Source organism: Nocardioides sp. W7 (genome assembly GCF_022919075.1).
Classification (GTDB): domain Bacteria; phylum Actinomycetota; class Actinomycetes; order Propionibacteriales; family Nocardioidaceae; genus Nocardioides.
In genome coordinates, this window is sequence record NZ_CP095078.1 from 4,528,937 (window position 1) to 4,546,035 (window position 17,099).

16 protein-coding genes are annotated in these 17,099 nt (G+C 71.9%); 11 read left to right on the plus strand and 5 right to left on the minus strand.

Features of this window, described 5'->3' with window-relative positions:
- Positions 1 to 5 precede the first annotated feature (5 nt).
- Positions 6 to 950 (minus strand): DMT family transporter, encoded by a 945-nt coding sequence (locus MUB56_RS21195; RefSeq protein WP_280637319.1) that lies wholly within the window; start codon positions 948 to 950, stop codon positions 6 to 8.
- Between MUB56_RS21195 and MUB56_RS21200 the strand changes: the two genes are divergently transcribed.
- The 3 genes from MUB56_RS21200 (at position 949) to MUB56_RS21210 (ending at position 4,654) form a co-directional block, all read left to right on the plus strand.
- Entirely contained in the window at positions 949 to 2,361 is a 1,413-nt protein-coding gene (locus MUB56_RS21200; protein WP_244929001.1) for a PLP-dependent aminotransferase family protein, read from the plus strand. The two genes, MUB56_RS21195 and MUB56_RS21200, sit on opposite strands and share 2 nt — an antisense overlap.
- A 231-nt stretch (positions 2,362 to 2,592) precedes the next feature.
- Complete coding sequence (locus MUB56_RS21205; protein ID WP_244929002.1) at positions 2,593 to 2,841, plus strand: hypothetical protein; 249 nt, start codon at positions 2,593 to 2,595, stop codon at positions 2,839 to 2,841.
- Between the two features lie 127 nt (positions 2,842 to 2,968).
- Positions 2,969 to 4,654 (plus strand): ribonuclease J, encoded by a 1,686-nt coding sequence (locus MUB56_RS21210; protein ID WP_244929003.1) that lies wholly within the window; start codon positions 2,969 to 2,971, stop codon positions 4,652 to 4,654.
- Between the two features lie 66 nt (positions 4,655 to 4,720).
- Here MUB56_RS21210 and MUB56_RS21215 read toward each other — a convergent pair whose 3' ends face one another.
- Positions 4,721 to 5,032 (minus strand): metalloregulator ArsR/SmtB family transcription factor, encoded by a 312-nt coding sequence (locus MUB56_RS21215; protein WP_244929004.1) that lies wholly within the window; start codon positions 5,030 to 5,032, stop codon positions 4,721 to 4,723.
- A gap of 89 nt (positions 5,033 to 5,121) precedes the next feature.
- Here MUB56_RS21215 and MUB56_RS21220 point away from each other — a divergent pair, with 89 nt between their 5' ends.
- From MUB56_RS21220 to MUB56_RS21240, 5 genes are all read left to right on the plus strand, one after another.
- A complete protein-coding gene (locus tag MUB56_RS21220) occupies positions 5,122 to 6,183 on the plus strand; it encodes an SDR family oxidoreductase (RefSeq protein WP_244929005.1) in 1,062 nt (353 codons plus the stop codon).
- A 271-nt stretch (positions 6,184 to 6,454) separates the two neighbouring features.
- Positions 6,455 to 7,162 (plus strand): cation transporter, encoded by a 708-nt coding sequence (locus MUB56_RS21225; protein WP_244932453.1) that lies wholly within the window; start codon positions 6,455 to 6,457, stop codon positions 7,160 to 7,162.
- A gap of 69 nt (positions 7,163 to 7,231) precedes the next feature.
- Complete coding sequence (locus MUB56_RS21230; RefSeq protein ID WP_244929006.1) at positions 7,232 to 7,693, plus strand: MerR family transcriptional regulator; 462 nt, start codon at positions 7,232 to 7,234, stop codon at positions 7,691 to 7,693.
- A 96-nt stretch (positions 7,694 to 7,789) separates the two neighbouring features.
- Positions 7,790 to 8,830 carry an NAD(P)-dependent alcohol dehydrogenase gene (locus tag MUB56_RS21235; protein WP_244929007.1) on the plus strand — a complete coding sequence of 347 codons (1,041 nt, stop codon included), beginning with the start codon at positions 7,790 to 7,792 and terminating at the stop codon, positions 8,828 to 8,830.
- A gap of 118 nt (positions 8,831 to 8,948) precedes the next feature.
- Entirely contained in the window at positions 8,949 to 9,227 is a 279-nt protein-coding gene (locus tag MUB56_RS21240; RefSeq protein ID WP_348536732.1) for a DUF2185 domain-containing protein, read from the plus strand.
- 17 nt (positions 9,228 to 9,244) lie between these two features.
- Here MUB56_RS21240 and MUB56_RS21245 read toward each other — a convergent pair whose 3' ends face one another.
- Positions 9,245 to 9,826: a TetR/AcrR family transcriptional regulator gene (locus tag MUB56_RS21245; RefSeq protein WP_244929009.1), complete on the minus strand. Its 582-nt coding sequence runs from the start codon at positions 9,824 to 9,826 to the stop codon at positions 9,245 to 9,247.
- A gap of 23 nt (positions 9,827 to 9,849) precedes the next feature.
- Here MUB56_RS21245 and MUB56_RS21250 point away from each other — a divergent pair, with 23 nt between their 5' ends.
- On the plus strand, positions 9,850 to 11,061 hold the full coding sequence (locus MUB56_RS21250; protein WP_244929010.1) for an MFS transporter: 1,212 nt from the start codon (positions 9,850 to 9,852) through the stop codon (positions 11,059 to 11,061).
- Here the strand turns inward: MUB56_RS21250 and MUB56_RS21255 are convergent.
- Positions 11,048 to 14,785 (minus strand): 5'-nucleotidase C-terminal domain-containing protein, encoded by a 3,738-nt coding sequence (locus MUB56_RS21255; protein ID WP_244929011.1) that lies wholly within the window; start codon positions 14,783 to 14,785, stop codon positions 11,048 to 11,050. The two genes, MUB56_RS21250 and MUB56_RS21255, sit on opposite strands and share 14 nt — an antisense overlap.
- Before the next feature lie 181 nt (positions 14,786 to 14,966).
- Between MUB56_RS21255 and MUB56_RS21260 the strand changes: the two genes are divergently transcribed.
- Together MUB56_RS21260 and MUB56_RS21265 are read left to right on the plus strand one after the other, a co-directional pair.
- Positions 14,967 to 15,350, plus strand: a complete 384-nt coding sequence (locus MUB56_RS21260) for a metalloregulator ArsR/SmtB family transcription factor (protein ID WP_244929012.1) — start codon at positions 14,967 to 14,969, stop codon at positions 15,348 to 15,350.
- A complete protein-coding gene (locus MUB56_RS21265) occupies positions 15,347 to 15,853 on the plus strand; it encodes an SRPBCC family protein (RefSeq protein ID WP_244929013.1) in 507 nt (168 codons plus the stop codon). Before MUB56_RS21260 ends, MUB56_RS21265 begins: the two co-directional genes overlap by 4 nt.
- A 2-nt stretch (positions 15,854 to 15,855) precedes the next feature.
- On the opposite strand, the gene MUB56_RS21270 is transcribed toward MUB56_RS21265, so the two are convergent.
- Positions 15,856 to 17,097, minus strand: coding sequence for an amidohydrolase (locus tag MUB56_RS21270; RefSeq protein WP_244929014.1), 1,242 nt, complete (start codon positions 17,095 to 17,097; stop codon positions 15,856 to 15,858).
- Between the last annotated feature and the right edge of the window lie 2 nt (positions 17,098 to 17,099).

Consider the following 17,099-nt stretch of genomic DNA (forward strand, 5'->3'; position numbering starts at 1 on the left):
CCGCCTCATCCGCTGCGGGTGATCCCGCGGGCTCGGCGGGCGCGGGCTCGTACGGCGGAGGCGGCGAAGGCGATGACCACGACGGCGCCGAGGAGGGTGGCGGCGCCGATCTGCTCGCCCAGGATCAGGCCGGCCCAGGCGATGCTCAGGATCGGCTGGAGGAGCTGCGTCTGGCTGACCTGGGCCATCGGTCCGAGCGCGAGCCCGCGGTACCAGGCGAAGAACCCCAGGTACATCGAGATCACGCCGAGGTAGCCGAGGGCCGCCCACTCGGCGGGCGTCCCGTGCGGCGGCTGACGTACCGCCGCGACGACGGTGAGGGTGAGCATGACCGGCAGGCAGAGCACCAGCGCCCAGGAGACCGTCTGCCAGGCCCCGAGCTCGCGGGCCAGGAGGCCACCTTCGGCGTAGCCGACGGCCGCGGCCACGACGGCTCCGAACAACAGCAGGTCGGCCACGTGCAGCTGCCCCAGACCCCCTGACTGGACCGTGGCGAACCCGAGCGCAGCGATGGCTCCGAGTCCGGCCGCGACCCAGAAGGCCCGGGGCGGGCGCTCGTGACCGCGCAGCACCGCGAGTACGGCGGTGGCCGCCGGGAGGACCGCGACCACCACGGCACCATGGCTCGCCGGGGCGGTGGTGAGCGCGAACGACGTCAGCAGCGGGAACCCGACCACGACCCCGCCCCCGATGACCGCGAGGCGCCCCCACTGGGCTCCGACGGGAGACTGCTGGCGGGTCAGGGCGAGGGCGAGCGCGGCCAGGACGGCCGCCACCACCGCCCGGCCCGCGCCGATGAACAACGGGGAGAGCCCGTCGACCGCGACCCTGGTGAACGGCATGGTGAAGGAGAAGGCGACGACTCCCACGAGTCCCCAGCCGAGTCCGGCGCGGGACGACCCCGGTAGCGGTGTCGTCGGCGCGTGAGTAGCGCTACTGTCAACTCTCATGGCCGACGATAGCAGCGCCCGGATCGTGGCCGGGCTGCGCGGCTGGATCGCCACCGCCGCGCCGGGCGCCCGGCTGCCGTCGACGCGCCAGCTGGTGGCCCAGTACGCCGCGAGCCCGGTGACCGTGCAGCGAGCCCTGCGCACCCTGACCGGCGAAGGCCGGATCGAGAGCCGCGCCGGGGTGGGGACCTTCGTCCGGGCAGCACGAACGCACCGCACCGCCGACTACGGCTGGCAGAGCGGCGCCCTTCGCTCACCGCACACGCCCATCGACTCGGGTGCCGCGGCGCTGCGCGACGTCCCGAACGACGTGATCGCCCTGCACTCCGGCTACCCCGACCGCGAGCTCCTGCCGGCCCGGCTGGTGCGCTCCGCCCTGACCCGCGCGACGCGCAGCGAGGCCGCGCTGGGACGCTCGCCGGCCGCCGGCCTGCCCCAGCTGCAGTCCTGGTTCTCCCAGGAGCTCGGCGACGCGACCCCGGCCGGCCTGACTCCACCCGTGCCCTCGGACGTCATCGTCGTACCCGGCAGCCAGAGCGGCCTGAGCTCGATCTTCCGTGCCCTGCTCGCGCCCGGCCAGCCCCTGATCATGGAGTCGCCGACGTACTGGGGTGCCATCCTCGCGGCCCAGCAGGCCGCCGCCCGTATCGTCCCCGTGCCCAGCGGGCCCGCCGGACCGGATCCCGCCGAGCTGGCCCGCGCGTTCGAGGAGACCGGCGCGCGCCTGTTCTACGCCCAGCCGAACTACGCCAACCCCACCGGCGCCCAGTGGCCGCCCGCCGTGCACGGCCGGATCCTCGACATCGTCCGTGACCACGGCGCCTTCCTCGTCGAGGACGACTGGGCCCACGACTTCGCCATCGCCAGCTCCGCCGTTCCCGTCGCCGCCCACGACGACACCGGCCACGTGGTCTACCTGCGATCGTTGACCAAGAGCGTCTCCCCCGCCCTCCGGGTCGCCGCCGTCATCGCCCGCGGCCCCGCCCGGGACCGGATCCTGGCCGACCGGCAGGCCGAGTCGATGTACGTCAGCGACCTCCTCCAGGCCGCCGCACTCGACGTCGTCACCAACCCCTCCTGGACCACCCACCGACGCCAGGTCCGCGACCAGCTCCGCCTGCGCCGCGACCTCCTGGCCCGGGCCCTGCACGACCACGCGCCCCTGGCCGAGCTGCAGCACCTGCCGCCCGGCGGGCTGAACCTCTGGGTCCGGCTGCCCGACGGCACCGACCTCGGCCGGGTCACCCAGCACTGCGAGCGCGCGGGCCTCGTCGTCGCCGCCGGCGACGAGTGGTTCCCCGCCGAGCCCACCGGCCCCTTCGTCCGCCTCAACTACGCCGGCCCGCACCCGGCGGCCTACCCCGACGCGGCACGCATCCTCAACGACGCGATCGCCCGCACCGCACACTGACCATCCGGAGCGTCGGAGCGAGGACGGCCGCCCGGTCGGCGGTGTGCCGCCAGACCATCGCCGGCAGTCGGACGGACGATGCCCCGATGGGACTCCCCGGTGTTCCTCCACCGCTGCCGGTCGGGTGGCTGGACCCAGAACGCCCCCGCGTCGCCGTACAAGGAGAACGAAGCTCAGGGACTCTCGTGCTTTCGGCGTCCCAGCACCGCACGGTCGGTCCGGTGGCCCAGGATGGAGGTGTTGCTCTCGTCGCTGAGGATGGAGCAGTTGCTCCGGCGGCTCAAGATCGAGCAGTTGCTCTGGGCCGACAGCATCGACATCGCCGACATCAGCGACCCGATCGAGCCGACGGACATGGCCGAGCCGATGGACCCGATGGAGGCGAACGAGCCGATGCTGCCGATGGACAGCACCGAACCCTCGGAGCAGATCGACAGGAACGAGTTCCGGGAACGCCACGACAGCACGCGGTCAGCCTAGGCGCGCCTCGGGGAAGCGGTCCAGGTCTGCGGAGCCGGCGTACCTGACCCGGTCCTGCCGACCGGTCGAGTGCCCACCGGGGCGTCCGGAGGACGGGAACCCGGGTCACCTCGGTTAGCGTGAGGTCGTGAGCCACCCCCACCCCGAACTCCAGCTGCCCCCGAAACTCCCCGCGGACGGCCTGCGCATCGTCGGCCTGGGCGGCCTCGGCGAGATCGGCCGGAACATGACCGTGTTCGAGCATCGCGGCAAGCTGCTCATCGTCGACTGCGGGGTGCTGTTCCCCGAGGAGCACCAGCCGGGCATCGACGTCATCCTGCCCGACTTCACCTGGTTCCGGGATCGGATCGACTCCGTGGTCGCCGTGGTCCTGACGCACGGGCACGAGGACCACATCGGCGGGGTGCCGTACCTGCTGCGGGAACGACGCGACATCCCGGTCGTCGGGTCCCAGCTCACGCTGGCGCTGATCGAGGCCAAGCTCAAGGAGCACCAGATCAAGCCCCAGCTGAACCAGGTGAAGGAGGGCGACCGGGTCAAGTTCGGCCCGTTCGACCTGGAGTTCCTGGCGGTCAACCACTCCATCCCCGACGGCCTCGCCGTGGCGATCCGCACCCAGGCCGGCCTGGTCCTGCACACCGGGGACTTCAAGATGGACCAGTTCCCCCTCGACGACCGCATCACCGACCTGCGCGGCTTCGCCCGTCTCGGCGAGGAGGGCGTCGACCTGTTCATGACGGACTCCACCAACGCGGAGGTCCCCGGGTTCACCATGTCCGAGCGGGAGCTCACCCCCGCGATCGAGACGGTCTTCCGTACGGCGCCCCGCCGCATCATCGTGTCCAGCTTCGCCAGCCACGTGCACCGCATCCAGCAGGTCCTCGACGCCGCCGAGGAGCACGGCCGCAAGGTCGCCTTCGTCGGCCGGTCGATGGTGCGCAACATGGGCGTCGCCCGTGACCTGGGCTACCTGCGGTACCCCGAGAACCTCGTGGTCCCGTTCGAGCAGCTGGAGCGGATGCCGCCGAAGAAGGTCGCGATCGTCTGCACGGGATCCCAGGGCGAGCCGCTGGCGGCGCTGTCCAGGATGGCCAACCGCGAGCACAAGATCCGGATCGGGGAAGGCGACACGGTGCTGATGGCCAGCTCGGTCGTCCCCGGCAACGAGACCGCCATCTCCTCGCTCATCAACGGGCTCAGCCGCTGGGGCGCCAAGGTGGTGCACAAGGGCAACGCGAAGGTGCACGTCTCGGGTCACGCCAGCGCCGGCGAGCTGGTCTACTGCTACAACATCGTCCGACCGACGAACGTGATGCCGGTGCACGGCGAGTGGCGGCACCTCCAGGCCAACGCCGACCTGGCGATCAGGACCGGAGTCGACCCCGAGCGCGTCATCCTCGCCGAGGACGGCGTGGTCGTCGACCTGGTGAAGGGCCGCGCGAAGATCACGGGCAAGGTCCCGGCCGGCAACGTGTACGTCGACGCGCAGACCGTCGGCGGCGCGACCGAGTCGTCGCTCAAGGACCGGCGCACGCTCGCCGAGGAGGGCGTCGTCACCGTGCTCGCCCTCGTCGACGCCGACACCGGGAAGCTGGCCGAGGAGCCGGACTTCATGATCCGGGGCTTCGTCCACGACCGCGAGGCGTTCCGGACGGCGATCCCCGTCGTCGAGAAGACCCTGGCCCGGGCCGCGGCGGAAGCCATCGGCGACACGCACCAGCTCGAGCAGATGCTCACCCGCGAGGTCGGCCGCTGGGCGTACAAGAAGTTCCGCCGGAGTCCGCTCATCATCGCCATCGTCGTGGATGCCTGAGCGCACACTGCCCCAGGCGTCCTCCACGACCTAGGTGTACCTGGCCAACACGTTGGTCAGGTACACCTAGACGCGGGTGCGCATCGCGTCGGCGATCGCGGCGATGCGCTCCTCGTTGCGCTGGTAGTGGGTCCAGGGGCCGATCCGGGTGCTGGTGACCAGGCCCGCGCGGTGAAGCACCGCCATGAACTGTGACGCCGTCGACTGCGAGACGCCGGCGCGCGCCTGGATGTGCTTGAGGCAGACGCCGACCTCCTCGGCCGGCTGGTCCTGCGGCGGGAAGCTCGCCGGGTCCCGGAGCCAGCCCAGGATCGCGAGGCGGGTCGGGTGGGCGAGCGCCTTGAGGGCCTGCACGAGCTCGTCCTCCGCAGTGGTCATGCCTCGGATCCTATCGTCACATCGCAATATCGCGGTATCTCGTGCTAGAAAGGCATCGCAAGATTCCGATATGACGATAGGAGAACGTGATGCCTGCACGTACGGCACTGGTGATCGGCGCCCGCGGAGTGATCGGGGGCAACCTCGTCGAGCACCTGCTCCAGGAGGACTGGGACGTCATCGGCGTCTCCCGGCGCGGCGGAGTCGACGGGCCACGGCTGCGTCACCGCGCCGTCGACCTGCTGGACCGGCAGGCGACGATCGACGCGCTCGCCGACCTGAGCGAGGTGACCCACGTCTTCTACGCCGCCTACCAGGACCGGCCGACCTGGGCCGAGCTGGTGCCTCCCAACCTCGGGATGCTCGTCAACACCCTCGACGCCGTCGAGTCGGTGGCCCACCGACTCGAGCACGTCAGCCTGATGCAGGGCTACAAGGTGTACGGCGCCCACCTCGGCCCGTTCAGCACGCCGGCCCGGGAGGACGACCCCCCGCACATGCCTCCCGAGTTCAACGTGGACCAGCAGTCGTTCCTCGAGGCCCGCCAGGCCGCCCAGTCGTCCGCGACCCCCTGGACTTGGTCGGCGATGCGCCCCTCGGTCGTGTGCGGCATCGGCCTGGGCAACCCGATGAACCTCGCCATGGTCATCGCGATCTACGCCTCGATCAGCAAGGAGCTCGGGATCCCGCTGCGGTTCCCCGGCTCCCCCGGCGCCTACGACAGCCTGATCGAGATGACCGACGCCGGGCTCCTGGCGAAGGCCACCACCTGGGCCGCGACCGATCCGAGCACCGCCAACCAGGCGTTCAACATCACGAACGGGGACCTGTTCCGCTGGCGCAGCATGTGGCCCCGGATCGCGGCGTTCTTCGATCTCGAGACCGCTCCCCCACTGCCGATGTCGCTCACCGACGTCATGGCGGACAAGGGCGACCTCTGGGGCCGGATGGTCGCCGAGCACGGACTCCTGCCGACGCCGTACGGCGATGTCTCGTCCTGGGCCTTCGGCGACTTCGTCTTCGGCTGGGACTACGACGTCCTCGCGGACGGCTCGCGCGCGCGACGGGCGGGATTCCACGAGTACGTCGAGACGGAGAGCATGTTCCTGCAGATCTTCAGCGACCTGCGCGAACGAAGGCTCATCCCCTGAGCGAGGACTCGCAGGAAGGGGGTCGACCAGCCCTTCTCGGGAGTCGGCCGGATCTGGAACCATCCGCAGATGAGCCAAGACGCTGGCCCGGCGCGGTCCGCGGAGCAGCGCGCCCTGCGAGAGTCGATCGTCAGCTCGGCCGTCATGGGCGGCGTCGCCCTCGTCTGGGGGGTCCTGGCCGAGTCGCGGGTGCTGCTCTTCGACGGCATCTACCTGGTGCTCGGCATCCTTCTCTCCGGGCTGTCGATGCTGGCCGCCGTGGCGGCCGGCGCTGCACCCACTCGTCGGGCTCCCGTTCGGGAAGAAGGCGGCGACGCCGCTCGCTGTCGGGGTCCAGGGCGCCGCTCTCTTCGGCACGTTGCTGTACGCCGCGGTGGATGCGGTGACGGTGATCCGCGGAGGGGGAACACCCGTCGCGCCGGAGACCGTCCTCGCCTACGGGGTGCTCTCCGCGCTGGTCTCGCTGCTGGTGGCGTGGCGGCTGAGCCGGCTGTCCGACTCCGAGCTGGTGGCGGCCGAGGTGGCGCAGTGGAAGGCCGGCGTCTCACTGAGCGCGGTCATCGCCGTGGGCGGTGCGATCACCCTGTGGCTGGACGGCGGGGCGTGGCAGGACGCCGCCGTCTACGCCGACCCGGTGCTGGTCCTGGTGGCGTGCGCGCTGATCGTCCCGGTGCCGTTCAGGCTGCTCCGGTCCGCCGGTCTCGAGCTTCTCGAGGGCGCACCGCCACCGGCAGTGCAGGCGGAGATCGCTGCAGCGATCGGGCAGGTGCGGGCCAGGTTCGGCCTCCCGGAGCCGTTCGTCGCGGCCACCAAGCTCGGCGCCCGGCTCTATCTCGAGGTCGTCTTCGTGGTCGACCTCGGCTGGCAGGTCGCCGAGGAGGACGCCGTACGCCGCGCGATCCTCGATCGGCTCGAGCCCCTGCGCTACGACATCTGGGCCAACGTCGAGCTGACGACCGACGAGGACCTGGCCGCGTGACTCGACGCGCCCCGGGGCGCCCGACCGGGCCTTTGACTTCAAGTACTTGAAGTTCCTAACGTCGTCGGGGTGAGCGCACCGACGACCCGGCACGAGTACACGATCAAGGAAGCCGCGGCGCTGACCGGGCTGCCGGCCAGCACGCTGCGCTACTACGAGTCCATCGGCGTGATCGCCCCGATCGGCCGCGGGGCGAGCAGCAAGCACCGGGTCTACGACGAGGACGACCTCGATCAGGTCATGTGGGTCGCCTGCCTCGCCGCCACCGGGATGTCGGTGAGCGACATGAAGAAGTACGTCGCCAACGGGGAGCTCGGGCCCGCCGCGGCACGCGAGCAGATCGAGCTCCTCGCCGCCCAGCAGCGCCGACTCGCGCTCGAAGCGGAGCACATCGCGCTCCGCCAGCGATACGTGGCGCTGAAGATCGACTACTGGCACGCGACCGACGCGGGTGACGCCGCCCGTGCGGAGCTGCTGTCCGGCGAGGCGCGCAAGCTGGCCGACGACCTCAAACGAGCCGGCCGGAAGTAGCACCCGCACGGTGCGCTCGGTGCTCGACGAGACCGAGAGCCGCCTCACCCTGCCCACGAACGCCCAGACACCACCCACCCAGAGACGAGAAGACCCATGCGCGTCAACGCCTACGCCGCCCCCGCCGCCGGCCAGCCCCTCACCCCGACCACCATCGAGCGTCGGAGCGTCGGAGCGAACGACGTCCTGATCGAGATCAGGTACGCCGGCATCTGCCACTCCGACATCCACACCGTGAACGGCGACTGGGGACCGCAGCCCTACCCCGTCGTCCCCGGCCACGAGATCGTCGGCGTCGTCGCCGAGGTCGGAGCGGACGTCACCCGCCGCCAGGTCGGCGACCGGGTCGGCGTGGGCTGCATGGTCAACTCGTGCGGCGAGTGCACGAACTGCCGCAACGGCGACGAGCAGTACTGCCTCGACGGCATGGTCGGCACCTACGCCGCCACCGACCGCGACGGCACCACCACCCAGGGCGGCTACTCCACCCACGTCGTCGTCGACGCCGACTACGTCCTGAGCGTCCCCGACGGCATCGACCCGGCCGCCGCCGCGCCGCTGCTCTGCGCCGGCATCACCACCTACGCCCCCCTGCGCCGCTGGGGCGCGGGTCCCGGCAAGCGGGTCGCCGTCGTGGGACTCGGCGGCCTCGGGCACATGGCCGTCAAGATCGCCCACGCCCTCGGCGCCGAGGTCACCGTCCTCTCCCAGACGCTGAAGAAGCAGGAGGACGGCCTCCGCCTCGGAGCCGACGACTACTTCGCCACCTCCGACCCGGGCACCTTCGAGCAGCTCGCCAGCCGATACGACCTCATCATCAACACCGTCAGCGCCGGCATCGACCTGGATGCCTACCTCGGCCTCCTCGGCGTCGACGGCACCCTCGTCAACGTCGGCGCCCCCGCCGAGCCGCTCAGCGTCAACGTCTTCTCGCTCCTCAACTCCCGCCGCTCCTTCGCCGGCTCCATGATCGGCGGCATCGCCCTGACCCAGGAGATGCTCGACTTCTGCGCCGAGCACGGCATCGGCTCCGAGGTCGAGGTGATCGCCGCCGACCAGATCAACGAGGCCTACGAGCGCGTGCTCGCCTCCGACGTCCGCTACCGCTTCGTCATCGACACCTCGACGATCGCCTGAGTCCGGAGGGGCCCGAAGCCGGCTGCGGCCCGCCGCCACAGCAGATTGCCGGCGGGCCGCTTTCGGGCAGAATGTGGCCGTGACGGATCGCGTGGTCGACTCCCTCCTCGCGAAGAGGATCATCGTCAGCCGGCGTTGCCACGAGTACGACCTACGCCCCGGGTTCGTGTATCGCGAGGAGCCGGACGACGAGCACGACTCGGGATGGCGCGCACTCGTCGGCGACGAGAGCGCGGCCGAGGTCGACGATCCCGACAACCTGCTGCTCCAGGAGGTGGGGTTCCTCCTGGACCGGTGGCCCGAGCTCCGCCCGGTGTTCGCGACCGATCCCGTCGACGGGGAGTGGGCGTGGGACGACCGCACGGAGCGGTACGGGCCGCTCCCCGAGTCCGAGTAGGCACCCACTCGCCGGCGTTATCCCGGCAGTCGCTCCGGATGATCGATGAGCAGTGCTGCCAGCTCCCGGGCGACCCCGGAGGAGCTCGCGGGCGAGCCGGTCCGCAGGCGCATCGCCAGGTGACCGGAGACGAGCAGCGTCAGGGCGTCGGCGAGGGCGGCCGCGCGCGGGCCGACCAGCGCCTCGGAGAGCTTGAGCAGCCGACGCCGTAGCGAGTCGGTGTCCTGCCGGACGGCCTCGGCCAGGACGGGCGGCGGCTCGGCGTACCCCGCGGCGGTCCCGAGGAAGGCGCACCACCGTGCGCCTGTCGCTCGCGCCTGGAACTCCTCGAGAGCGTCGAAGACCGCCAGCAGGCGCTCCCGATCGGTGTCGGCGCGCGCCACCGCCTCGTCCCACACCTCCAGCCACTCGCGCTGGCGACGGTCGAGAGCCGCGGCGACGAGCGCGTCCTTGCTGCCGTACGCGCGGTACAGCGTCGCCGGCGAGACGCCAGCGCGCTCGAGGATCCGGTCGACCGACGCGTGGGTGTCGCCGCGGGCGAACACGAGCTCGTCGACGGCGTCCAGGAGCCGGTTCCTGGTGGATTCACGGGTGCCCACCACCCGGACTATAGAGTGAAAAAGTGAAACGATCGTTATCGTTGTCGCTCGACCGGGAGACAGCGCTGGTCGTCGCCGGCACCTGCCTGATCGCCGGGACCTATGGACTGGTGCGGTTGGCCTACGGTCTCTTCCTGCCCGACATCCAGGGCTCGGTCTCGATGAGCTCGTCGATCGCCGGCTACGTGTCGTCAGGCGCCTCGGCCGCCTACTGTGCGGGGGCACTCGTCGGACTGGTGGCGGCCGAACGGCCACGCCTGCTCGTCCTGGGCTCGCTGGGGACCGCGTCCATCGGGTCGGTCGGCATGGCGCTCGCTCCCGGGATGGCCGTCCTCGTGCCGTCGACCATCCTCGCGTCGGCCGGTGCCGGCCTCGCCTCACCGGGCCTGGTGGCCGTCGTGGCGCGCAGCCTGCCCGCGGACCGCGTGGACCGGGCGCAGGCGACGGTCAACGCCGGCACGGGGCCGGGCCTCGTGGCCGCCGGGCTCCTGGCGCTCCTGCTGCCGGAGTGGCGGGTCGGGTTCGCGATCAGCGCGGTGTTCACGACCGCCGCCGGCCTCGCCGTCCTGCTCCTCGATCGTCGCGATCCGGTCCGTCACGGACCGACTCCGGTCCAGGACGGACCGGACCCGCGGCGGCAACGGTGGCTGTTGGCCCTGCTCCGACCCGCCGCCGGGGCATTCCTCCTCGGCGCCGCGTCCGCCGCCGTGTGGACCTACGGACGAGCCCACCTGGTCGGGTCGGGGATGAGCGACGCCGCGTCCGTCCTGGCCTGGATCGCCATCGGAGTCGGTGGCACCGCCACCGTCTGGACCGTGCGGGTGCTGGGTGCCTGGCCGGCTCAGCGCGCCTGGCTGGTCACCGGCCTCGCCGTCGCCGTCGCCACCGCAGGGCTCGTCGTACCCGGTCCGCTCCCGGTCGCCGTCCTGGCGTGCGGAGTCTTCGGCTGGGGCTTCGTCGCGGCGACCTCGGCACTCCTCGCCTGGACCATCCAGCTCGTCCCCGACCGGGCGGCTCCCGGGACCTCCGTCGTCTTCATCGCCCTCGTCCTCGGCCAGGCGGCCGGATCGTCGGCGGCGGGCGCGCTCTCCGAGCGGGCCGGGCTGCCGGCCACGTTCCTCCTGGCGGCGCTCGCCACGGTGCTCGCGGCCTCGTGCGGATGGAGCCGAGGAGCGCGCCCGTCACTCCACAGGCTCGACGAGGTCGAGACTCCGTCGTCGTTCAGTTCTGCGTGATCCTGCCCTCGACCTGCGGGTCCACCGGGGAGTTCGCGGTGACGTAGTCGGTGGCGACCTGCATGAGGTCGTCGCCGGGCTGCAGTACGTCGGTGCCCTGGCCGAAGATCGTGTAGCCGTCGCCGCCGGTGTGCATGAAGTCGTTGATGACGAGCCGGACGGGGTCCCCGTCGGCGATCGGGGTCTCCGGTCCACCGATGCCGTCGGGGGTCTTCCACATGCCGTCGACGACCGGCGTGGTGCCGGTGCAGTGGAAGGTCGCGCGCAGACCCGAGATCTGGGGGAATCGACCGCTGTGCACCGCGGGGTCGCAGACCGGCGAGAAGCCGTTCTCGAAGGCCGTGCGCAGCTGCGCGCCGGTCACGGTGAGGATCGTGGTGCGGTTGGCGAACGGCAGCACGGCGAACATCTCGCCCCAGGTGATCTCGCACGCCGCCTCGTCGGCGCTCGGCGGCGAGCACACGAGGTCGGCGCGGAGCCCGCCGGAGTTGGTGTACGCCGCGTCGACGCCCGGGTACTTCAGTCGCATCGCGTCGGCCACCAGGTTGCCCAGCTCGGACTCGTGCAGGCGGGCGGGATCACGCAGGATGTCGTTCACCTGCGTGCCGATCACCTGGTTGCGCAGGACCGCGGTCTCCTCGTTGGCCCGGTCGATGATCGCCTGGACGTCGGGTCGGGCCTCGACGCCGAGGGTCTTGGCCACTCGGGTGGCTCCGCCGGCCCAGGTCACGTCGCCGCCGCGGACCATCAGCTGGAGCACGGAGTACGACGTGCCCTGGTTGACGCCCTCGGTGATCAGGATGTGCCCGCGCATCAGGTTCGAGACCCGGTGCGTGTGGCCCACCACCATGGCGTCCACGGTCGTGCTCTGCAGGGCGTCGGCCACGTCCAGGATCGGCCCCTCCCACGCGGCCCCGGGCGTCTGGCCGGCCGGGTTCGTGCCCCGGGACGTGCCCTCGTGGATCACCACGACCTGGACCTTGACCCCCTGACGCCTCAGCCGCTCGGACTCGGCCCTGATCCGCGGCGCCTCGGGCAGGAACGTCAGGCCCTCGGTGGCGCCGGCGGCGACCAGCTCGGGCGTCTGCTCGAGCGCGGCGCCGATCACGCCGACCTTGACGCCGTTGACCCGGAACACCTTCGAGGGCGTCACCCACGGCGGCGCCTTGCCGGTCGCCTCGTCGACGATGTTGGTGGCCAGGAACGGGAAGCCGGCCCGTGCCTGGTGCTGGAGCAGCCGGCTGACGCCGTAGTCGAACTCGTGGTTGCCGTACGCCGTGGCGTCCAGGCCCCAGGCGTTGGCGACGTCGATCGCGGGCAGGTCCTGGAGCAGCGCCGAGTTCGGGGGCGAGGCCCCGACGTTGTCGCCTCCGGACAGGGTCAGACCTTGCCCGGGCAGCGCGTCGAGCTCCTCGTCGAACAGGGTCGCGAGGAACGCCGCACCCCCGACCCGGGCGTTGATGCCGTTGTCGTAGGGCCGCGTCGTCGGGTCGAGCTGACCGTGGAAGTCGTTGAGCCCGACGATCGACACCGGCGTGTACCTCCCGCCGTCGTCGACGACGTCGAGCAGCACCCGGCCCTGGCTGTGCTGCGGCTCGGGGATCCCGAGCAGGAACGCCAGCGTCGGAGCCAGGTCGATGGAGCGCGCACCGACGGAGCGGTCGGCGATCCCCCGGCCACCGGCCAGGAAGGTGGCGCGCATGTTGACGTTCGCGCCGAGGTCCTGCACGTCGGGGACGTAGCCGTGCTGGCCGAAGAAGTGCGACGCCGCCACGAGGGTGCCCGGCGTCTCGGCGTCGAACTGGTACGGCGGGTAGGCGAACACCACGAGGTCGCCGGTGCGGGTCGGGTGCGCCATGTCGGCGGTGCTGCCCGGACCGTTGGGGATGTGGCGGGCCTCGGCCTTCGAGAAGATCCGGTCGATGACCGGCCAGCCCTCCGGCTGCCCGTCGTGCGTCCAGTCGTTGGGGTCGCTCAGTCCCTGGTACTTCGCCCTGATGGCGGCCAGGGTCGCCGCCTCCTCGGCCGCGGGGACCTGCTGGAAACCGCCGGCCGGGTCGCGCCCGGCGAGGTTGAGGTAGATCTGCAGCGTGCCGCCGGCCCAGCAGGCCTTGGCCCTGCCGATCGTCTCGCCGGTCGCCGGGCGGCAGTTCGACGTCTGCGGCCGCGAGAGCAGCCCGAGCTCAACCAGCGGCAGGCTGGCATCGACCGCGAGGAACTGCGGAGCGAACCCGTGGTCGGAGCCGACGAAGGTCGTGGGGTCGCGCCCGGCGAGCGACCGGGCGAGCCGCAGGGTCCGGTCGGACTCCTGATAGGCCTCGCGGAGGTACGCCGACCGCTCCCGCACCCGTCCGTCGCGGATCCCGTCGAGGTCGACGTCGTCGAACGCCGGGTTGGGCTCGCCGTTCGGCAGCCGCTTGGTGACCAGACCGAGGAACTGGTGCTGGAACTCGTCGGTGGTCGGCATGCCGACCATCAGCAGGTCGGGTCGGTAGGTCTTCGCGACGTACTCCAGCATCGGCCAGTGCGCGGTCGACCAGGCCAGGCCCTGCTCGACGTAGGTGTCCTCGCTGGTGATGCCGGCCTCCAGGATCGCGAAGTCGGCGGCCGTCGAGGTCGGGAACTCCGCGGCGAGGAACTCGTCGAACTCGGTGTAGCCGGGCTCCCCCGGCCAGGTCGGCCAGCTCGCGGTCGCCCGGGACACGGACGTGTGGAAGAGCCGCACCCGGGACAGGTCGGGGGCGAGGGTCTCGACCTTGACCAGCATCCCCGCCGTCCTTCCGTCGAGGGCGCCGCCCTGGAGCGTGACCTTCACGTCCGCCCACTGGCCCGGGCGCAGGTCGGCGACGGCGTCCGCGCCACTCCTGGTCGGGGAGAACAGCACCCGGTCGTAGCGGGTCCGCCCGTCGTTGCGGCTGTCGTAGAGATAGGCGTTGAGCCCGTACTTGTCGGTCCCGCCGTCCAGCACCCGCAGCCGCATCTCCCGGGCCGGGCTGTACGACGCGGGCACGTCGGTCCAGCCGGTCGCCGGCGTCGGGGCGGCGCCGGCGAACGGCGCCTGGCCGGCGTACCCGGCGGGATGGTCGAACTGCAGGCCGAAGGACTGGATGAAGGCCGCGTCGTCGAAGAGCGGCTCCCCGACCTGACCGATGAAGTTCGTGGCGACCCCGCGCCCTGAGTGGAAGGTCCGGAAGTCGATCGTCGGTCCCTGGATCGAGGCGTTCCGGCCGCCCGCCCACTCGACCTGCGCGACCTTCAGGCCGCCCCGCTCGGCCGCCTGCGCGATCGACTCCGCCTCCAGCACGCCCGGGTCGAAGGCGGCGGTGCGGTTGCCGAACGGGTCGCCGTTGCGGTGGAAGGTGTTGTTGGTGGAGCCGTGCACGCCGGGCCACGCTCCGGTGGCCAGCGTGTACCAGCCGGCGCCGGTGTTGGGTGGCGCCTGGGTGAGCATCCCGTGGCCGCGGGCCTTGACGCCGTCCCGCAGGAACGAGCGCATCGTCGGCATCACCCCCTCGGCGGCGTACTTCTCCACGAGGTCCTGACGCAGGCCGTCGGAGGCGAAGTAGACCGCCTTCGAGGAGGTCTGCGCCGGCGGGTGACCCCCGTGGGAGTGACCGGGCGGCGCGGCTTGCGTCGGGCCCGCGGCCACCGCCGCGACGACGGCAGGGACGGCCAGTGCGGCCGCTGCGACGATGACGACAGGTCGGCCAGCTACGCGGTTCACGGCACCCTCCAGGACTGAGGCGGGAGCGGCCCGGCGGGGATCGCGTCGTGCCCGGGCACGGCTCCCCCGGGATGGGTTCGAACCTTCCGCGCCGTTCGGCCGACGTCAATGGCACGGATTGGGTATCTGCGAGCAGCGGCCACGATTGACAAATTGGTAACCGATCCGTTACCAATATCCCATGGACCCGTTCCCCGCGCTCGCCGACCCGGTGCGCCGCGACCTCCTGCGCACCCTCGCCCGAGGCCCGGCGCGCGTGGTCGACCTCGCGGCCGCGCACCCGATCAGCCGCCCGGCCGTCAGCCGACACCTGCGGGTTCTCGTCGAGGCCGGCCTGATCAGCGCGGAGAGCCAGGGGCGGGAGCGTCACTACGCGCTGGTCCCGGCCGGGCTGGAGCCGGTTCGGGACCTGCTCACGGACCTGCGCCCGCTGCCGCGATTCGACGACTCGGTGCTCGACGGCCTCGACCTGGAGGTCCGCCGCACCGTTCGGGACCATCGGGACGCCCCGGCGCCCGAGCCAGTGCAGAGCCCCGTGCAGAACCCAGCAGAGGAGACAGCATGACCCCCAGCACCACCGGCCGTCGCGAGACCCGCCTCGGTCACGACAGCGTCGTGTTCGACCGCACCTTCCGGGCGCCGATCGAGTCCGTGTGGGCGGCGATCACCGAGTCCGACCGGCTCGAGCGCTGGGTCGGCACCTGGACCGGCGACCCCGCCTCGGGCTCGGTCCTGTTCCGGATGAACGCCGAGGGCGACGACATCAAGCCCGAGACCTTCACGATCGACGCCTGCGACGCACCCCACCGGCTCGCCCTCACCTCGAACGTCGAGGGCGAGGAGAACGTCTGGCACTTCCTCCTCGAGCTCACCGAGGACGCCGGCACCACCACGCTCACCTTCAGCCAGTCCGTGCCGGACGCCGAGCTGGCGGCCGGCGTCGGTCCGGGCTGGGAGTACTACCTGGACCGGCTCGTCGCGGCAGAGGCCGGCGGCGACGTCGCGGCGATCGACTTCGACGACTACTACCCGGCGCAGTCGGACCACTACCGGGCGCTGTTCGGCTGAGCTCAGCCGGTCGGGAGCCAGGTCCGGGCCGCCTTCACCAGCGCGGTCACCCCGATCCCGAGGGTGGGGTCGATCGCGGGCGCATACCTCGGCGAGTGGTTCGACGGCACCGTCCGCAGGGCCGGGTCGTCCATGCCCCCGGTGCCGAACAGCGAGGGGTCGGTGCCTCCGAGCAGCCAGTACGACAGGGGCGCGCCGGCGCTGGTCGCCAGGACTCCGACGTCCTCGCTGCCGGCACCGGCCCCCGGGTCGAGGACCCGCTCCGCACCCAGCCACTCCTGGAACGTCGCGAAGGTCCGCCCGAGTGCCGCGGCGTCGTTGACCACCACGGGGAACCGCTCGATGGACTCGATCGTGGGCTCCTCGGGCGCTCCGGCGGTGACGGCGATCCCCCGCAGGATCCGCTCGACGCTGGCCAGGACGTGCTGGCGGGTCCCGTCGGCGTAGGTGCGGATGTTCAGCAGCAGCTCGGCCTGGCCCGGGATCACGTTGGCCGCCTCGCCGGACCGCACCGAGCCGACGGTGAGCACCACGACCTCGGTGCTGGGGATCTCGCGCGCGACGATCGTCTGCAGGCGCAGCACGGCCTCGGCCGCCATCACCACCGGGTCCACGGAGTTCTGGGGCATCGACCCGTGCGCCCCCTTGCCCACCAGGCGCACCCGCAGCGAGTCCGACCCGGCGTACGCGGGTCCCGGGTGCCCGGCGATCGTTCCCGCCGGGAGCGGGGCGACGTGCTGGCCGAGCACCACCTCCGGCACCGGGAACCGCTCGAACAGCCCGTCGTCCACCATCGCCTGCGCACCGGCCCCCAGCTCCTCCGCCGGCTGGAAGACCAGCAGCAGCGTCCCCGACCAGCTCCCCCGGTCCGCGGCGAGCGCCTCGACCGCACCGAGCAGGCAGGTGGTGTGCAGGTCGTGGCCGCAGGCGTGGCTGACCGGCACCTCAGCGCCGTGGGCATCGGTCGCGGTGTCCGTGCTCGCGTACTCCAGGCCGGTCTCCTCGCGCACCGGCAGCCCGTCCATGTCGGCTCGGAGCAGGGCGACCGGACCCGGACCGTTGACCAGGGTGCCGACGACTCCGGTGCCACCCACCCCGGGGGTGACGTCGACTCCCGACGCGGCGAGCCGGCGGGCCACCAGTGCGGCCGTGCGGTGCTCCTGGAAGCCGAGTTCCGGATGCTGATGCAGGTCGCGGTAGAGGTCCGCGAGGTCAGGGGCGATCGGGGCTGCTGCGTGCGACATGA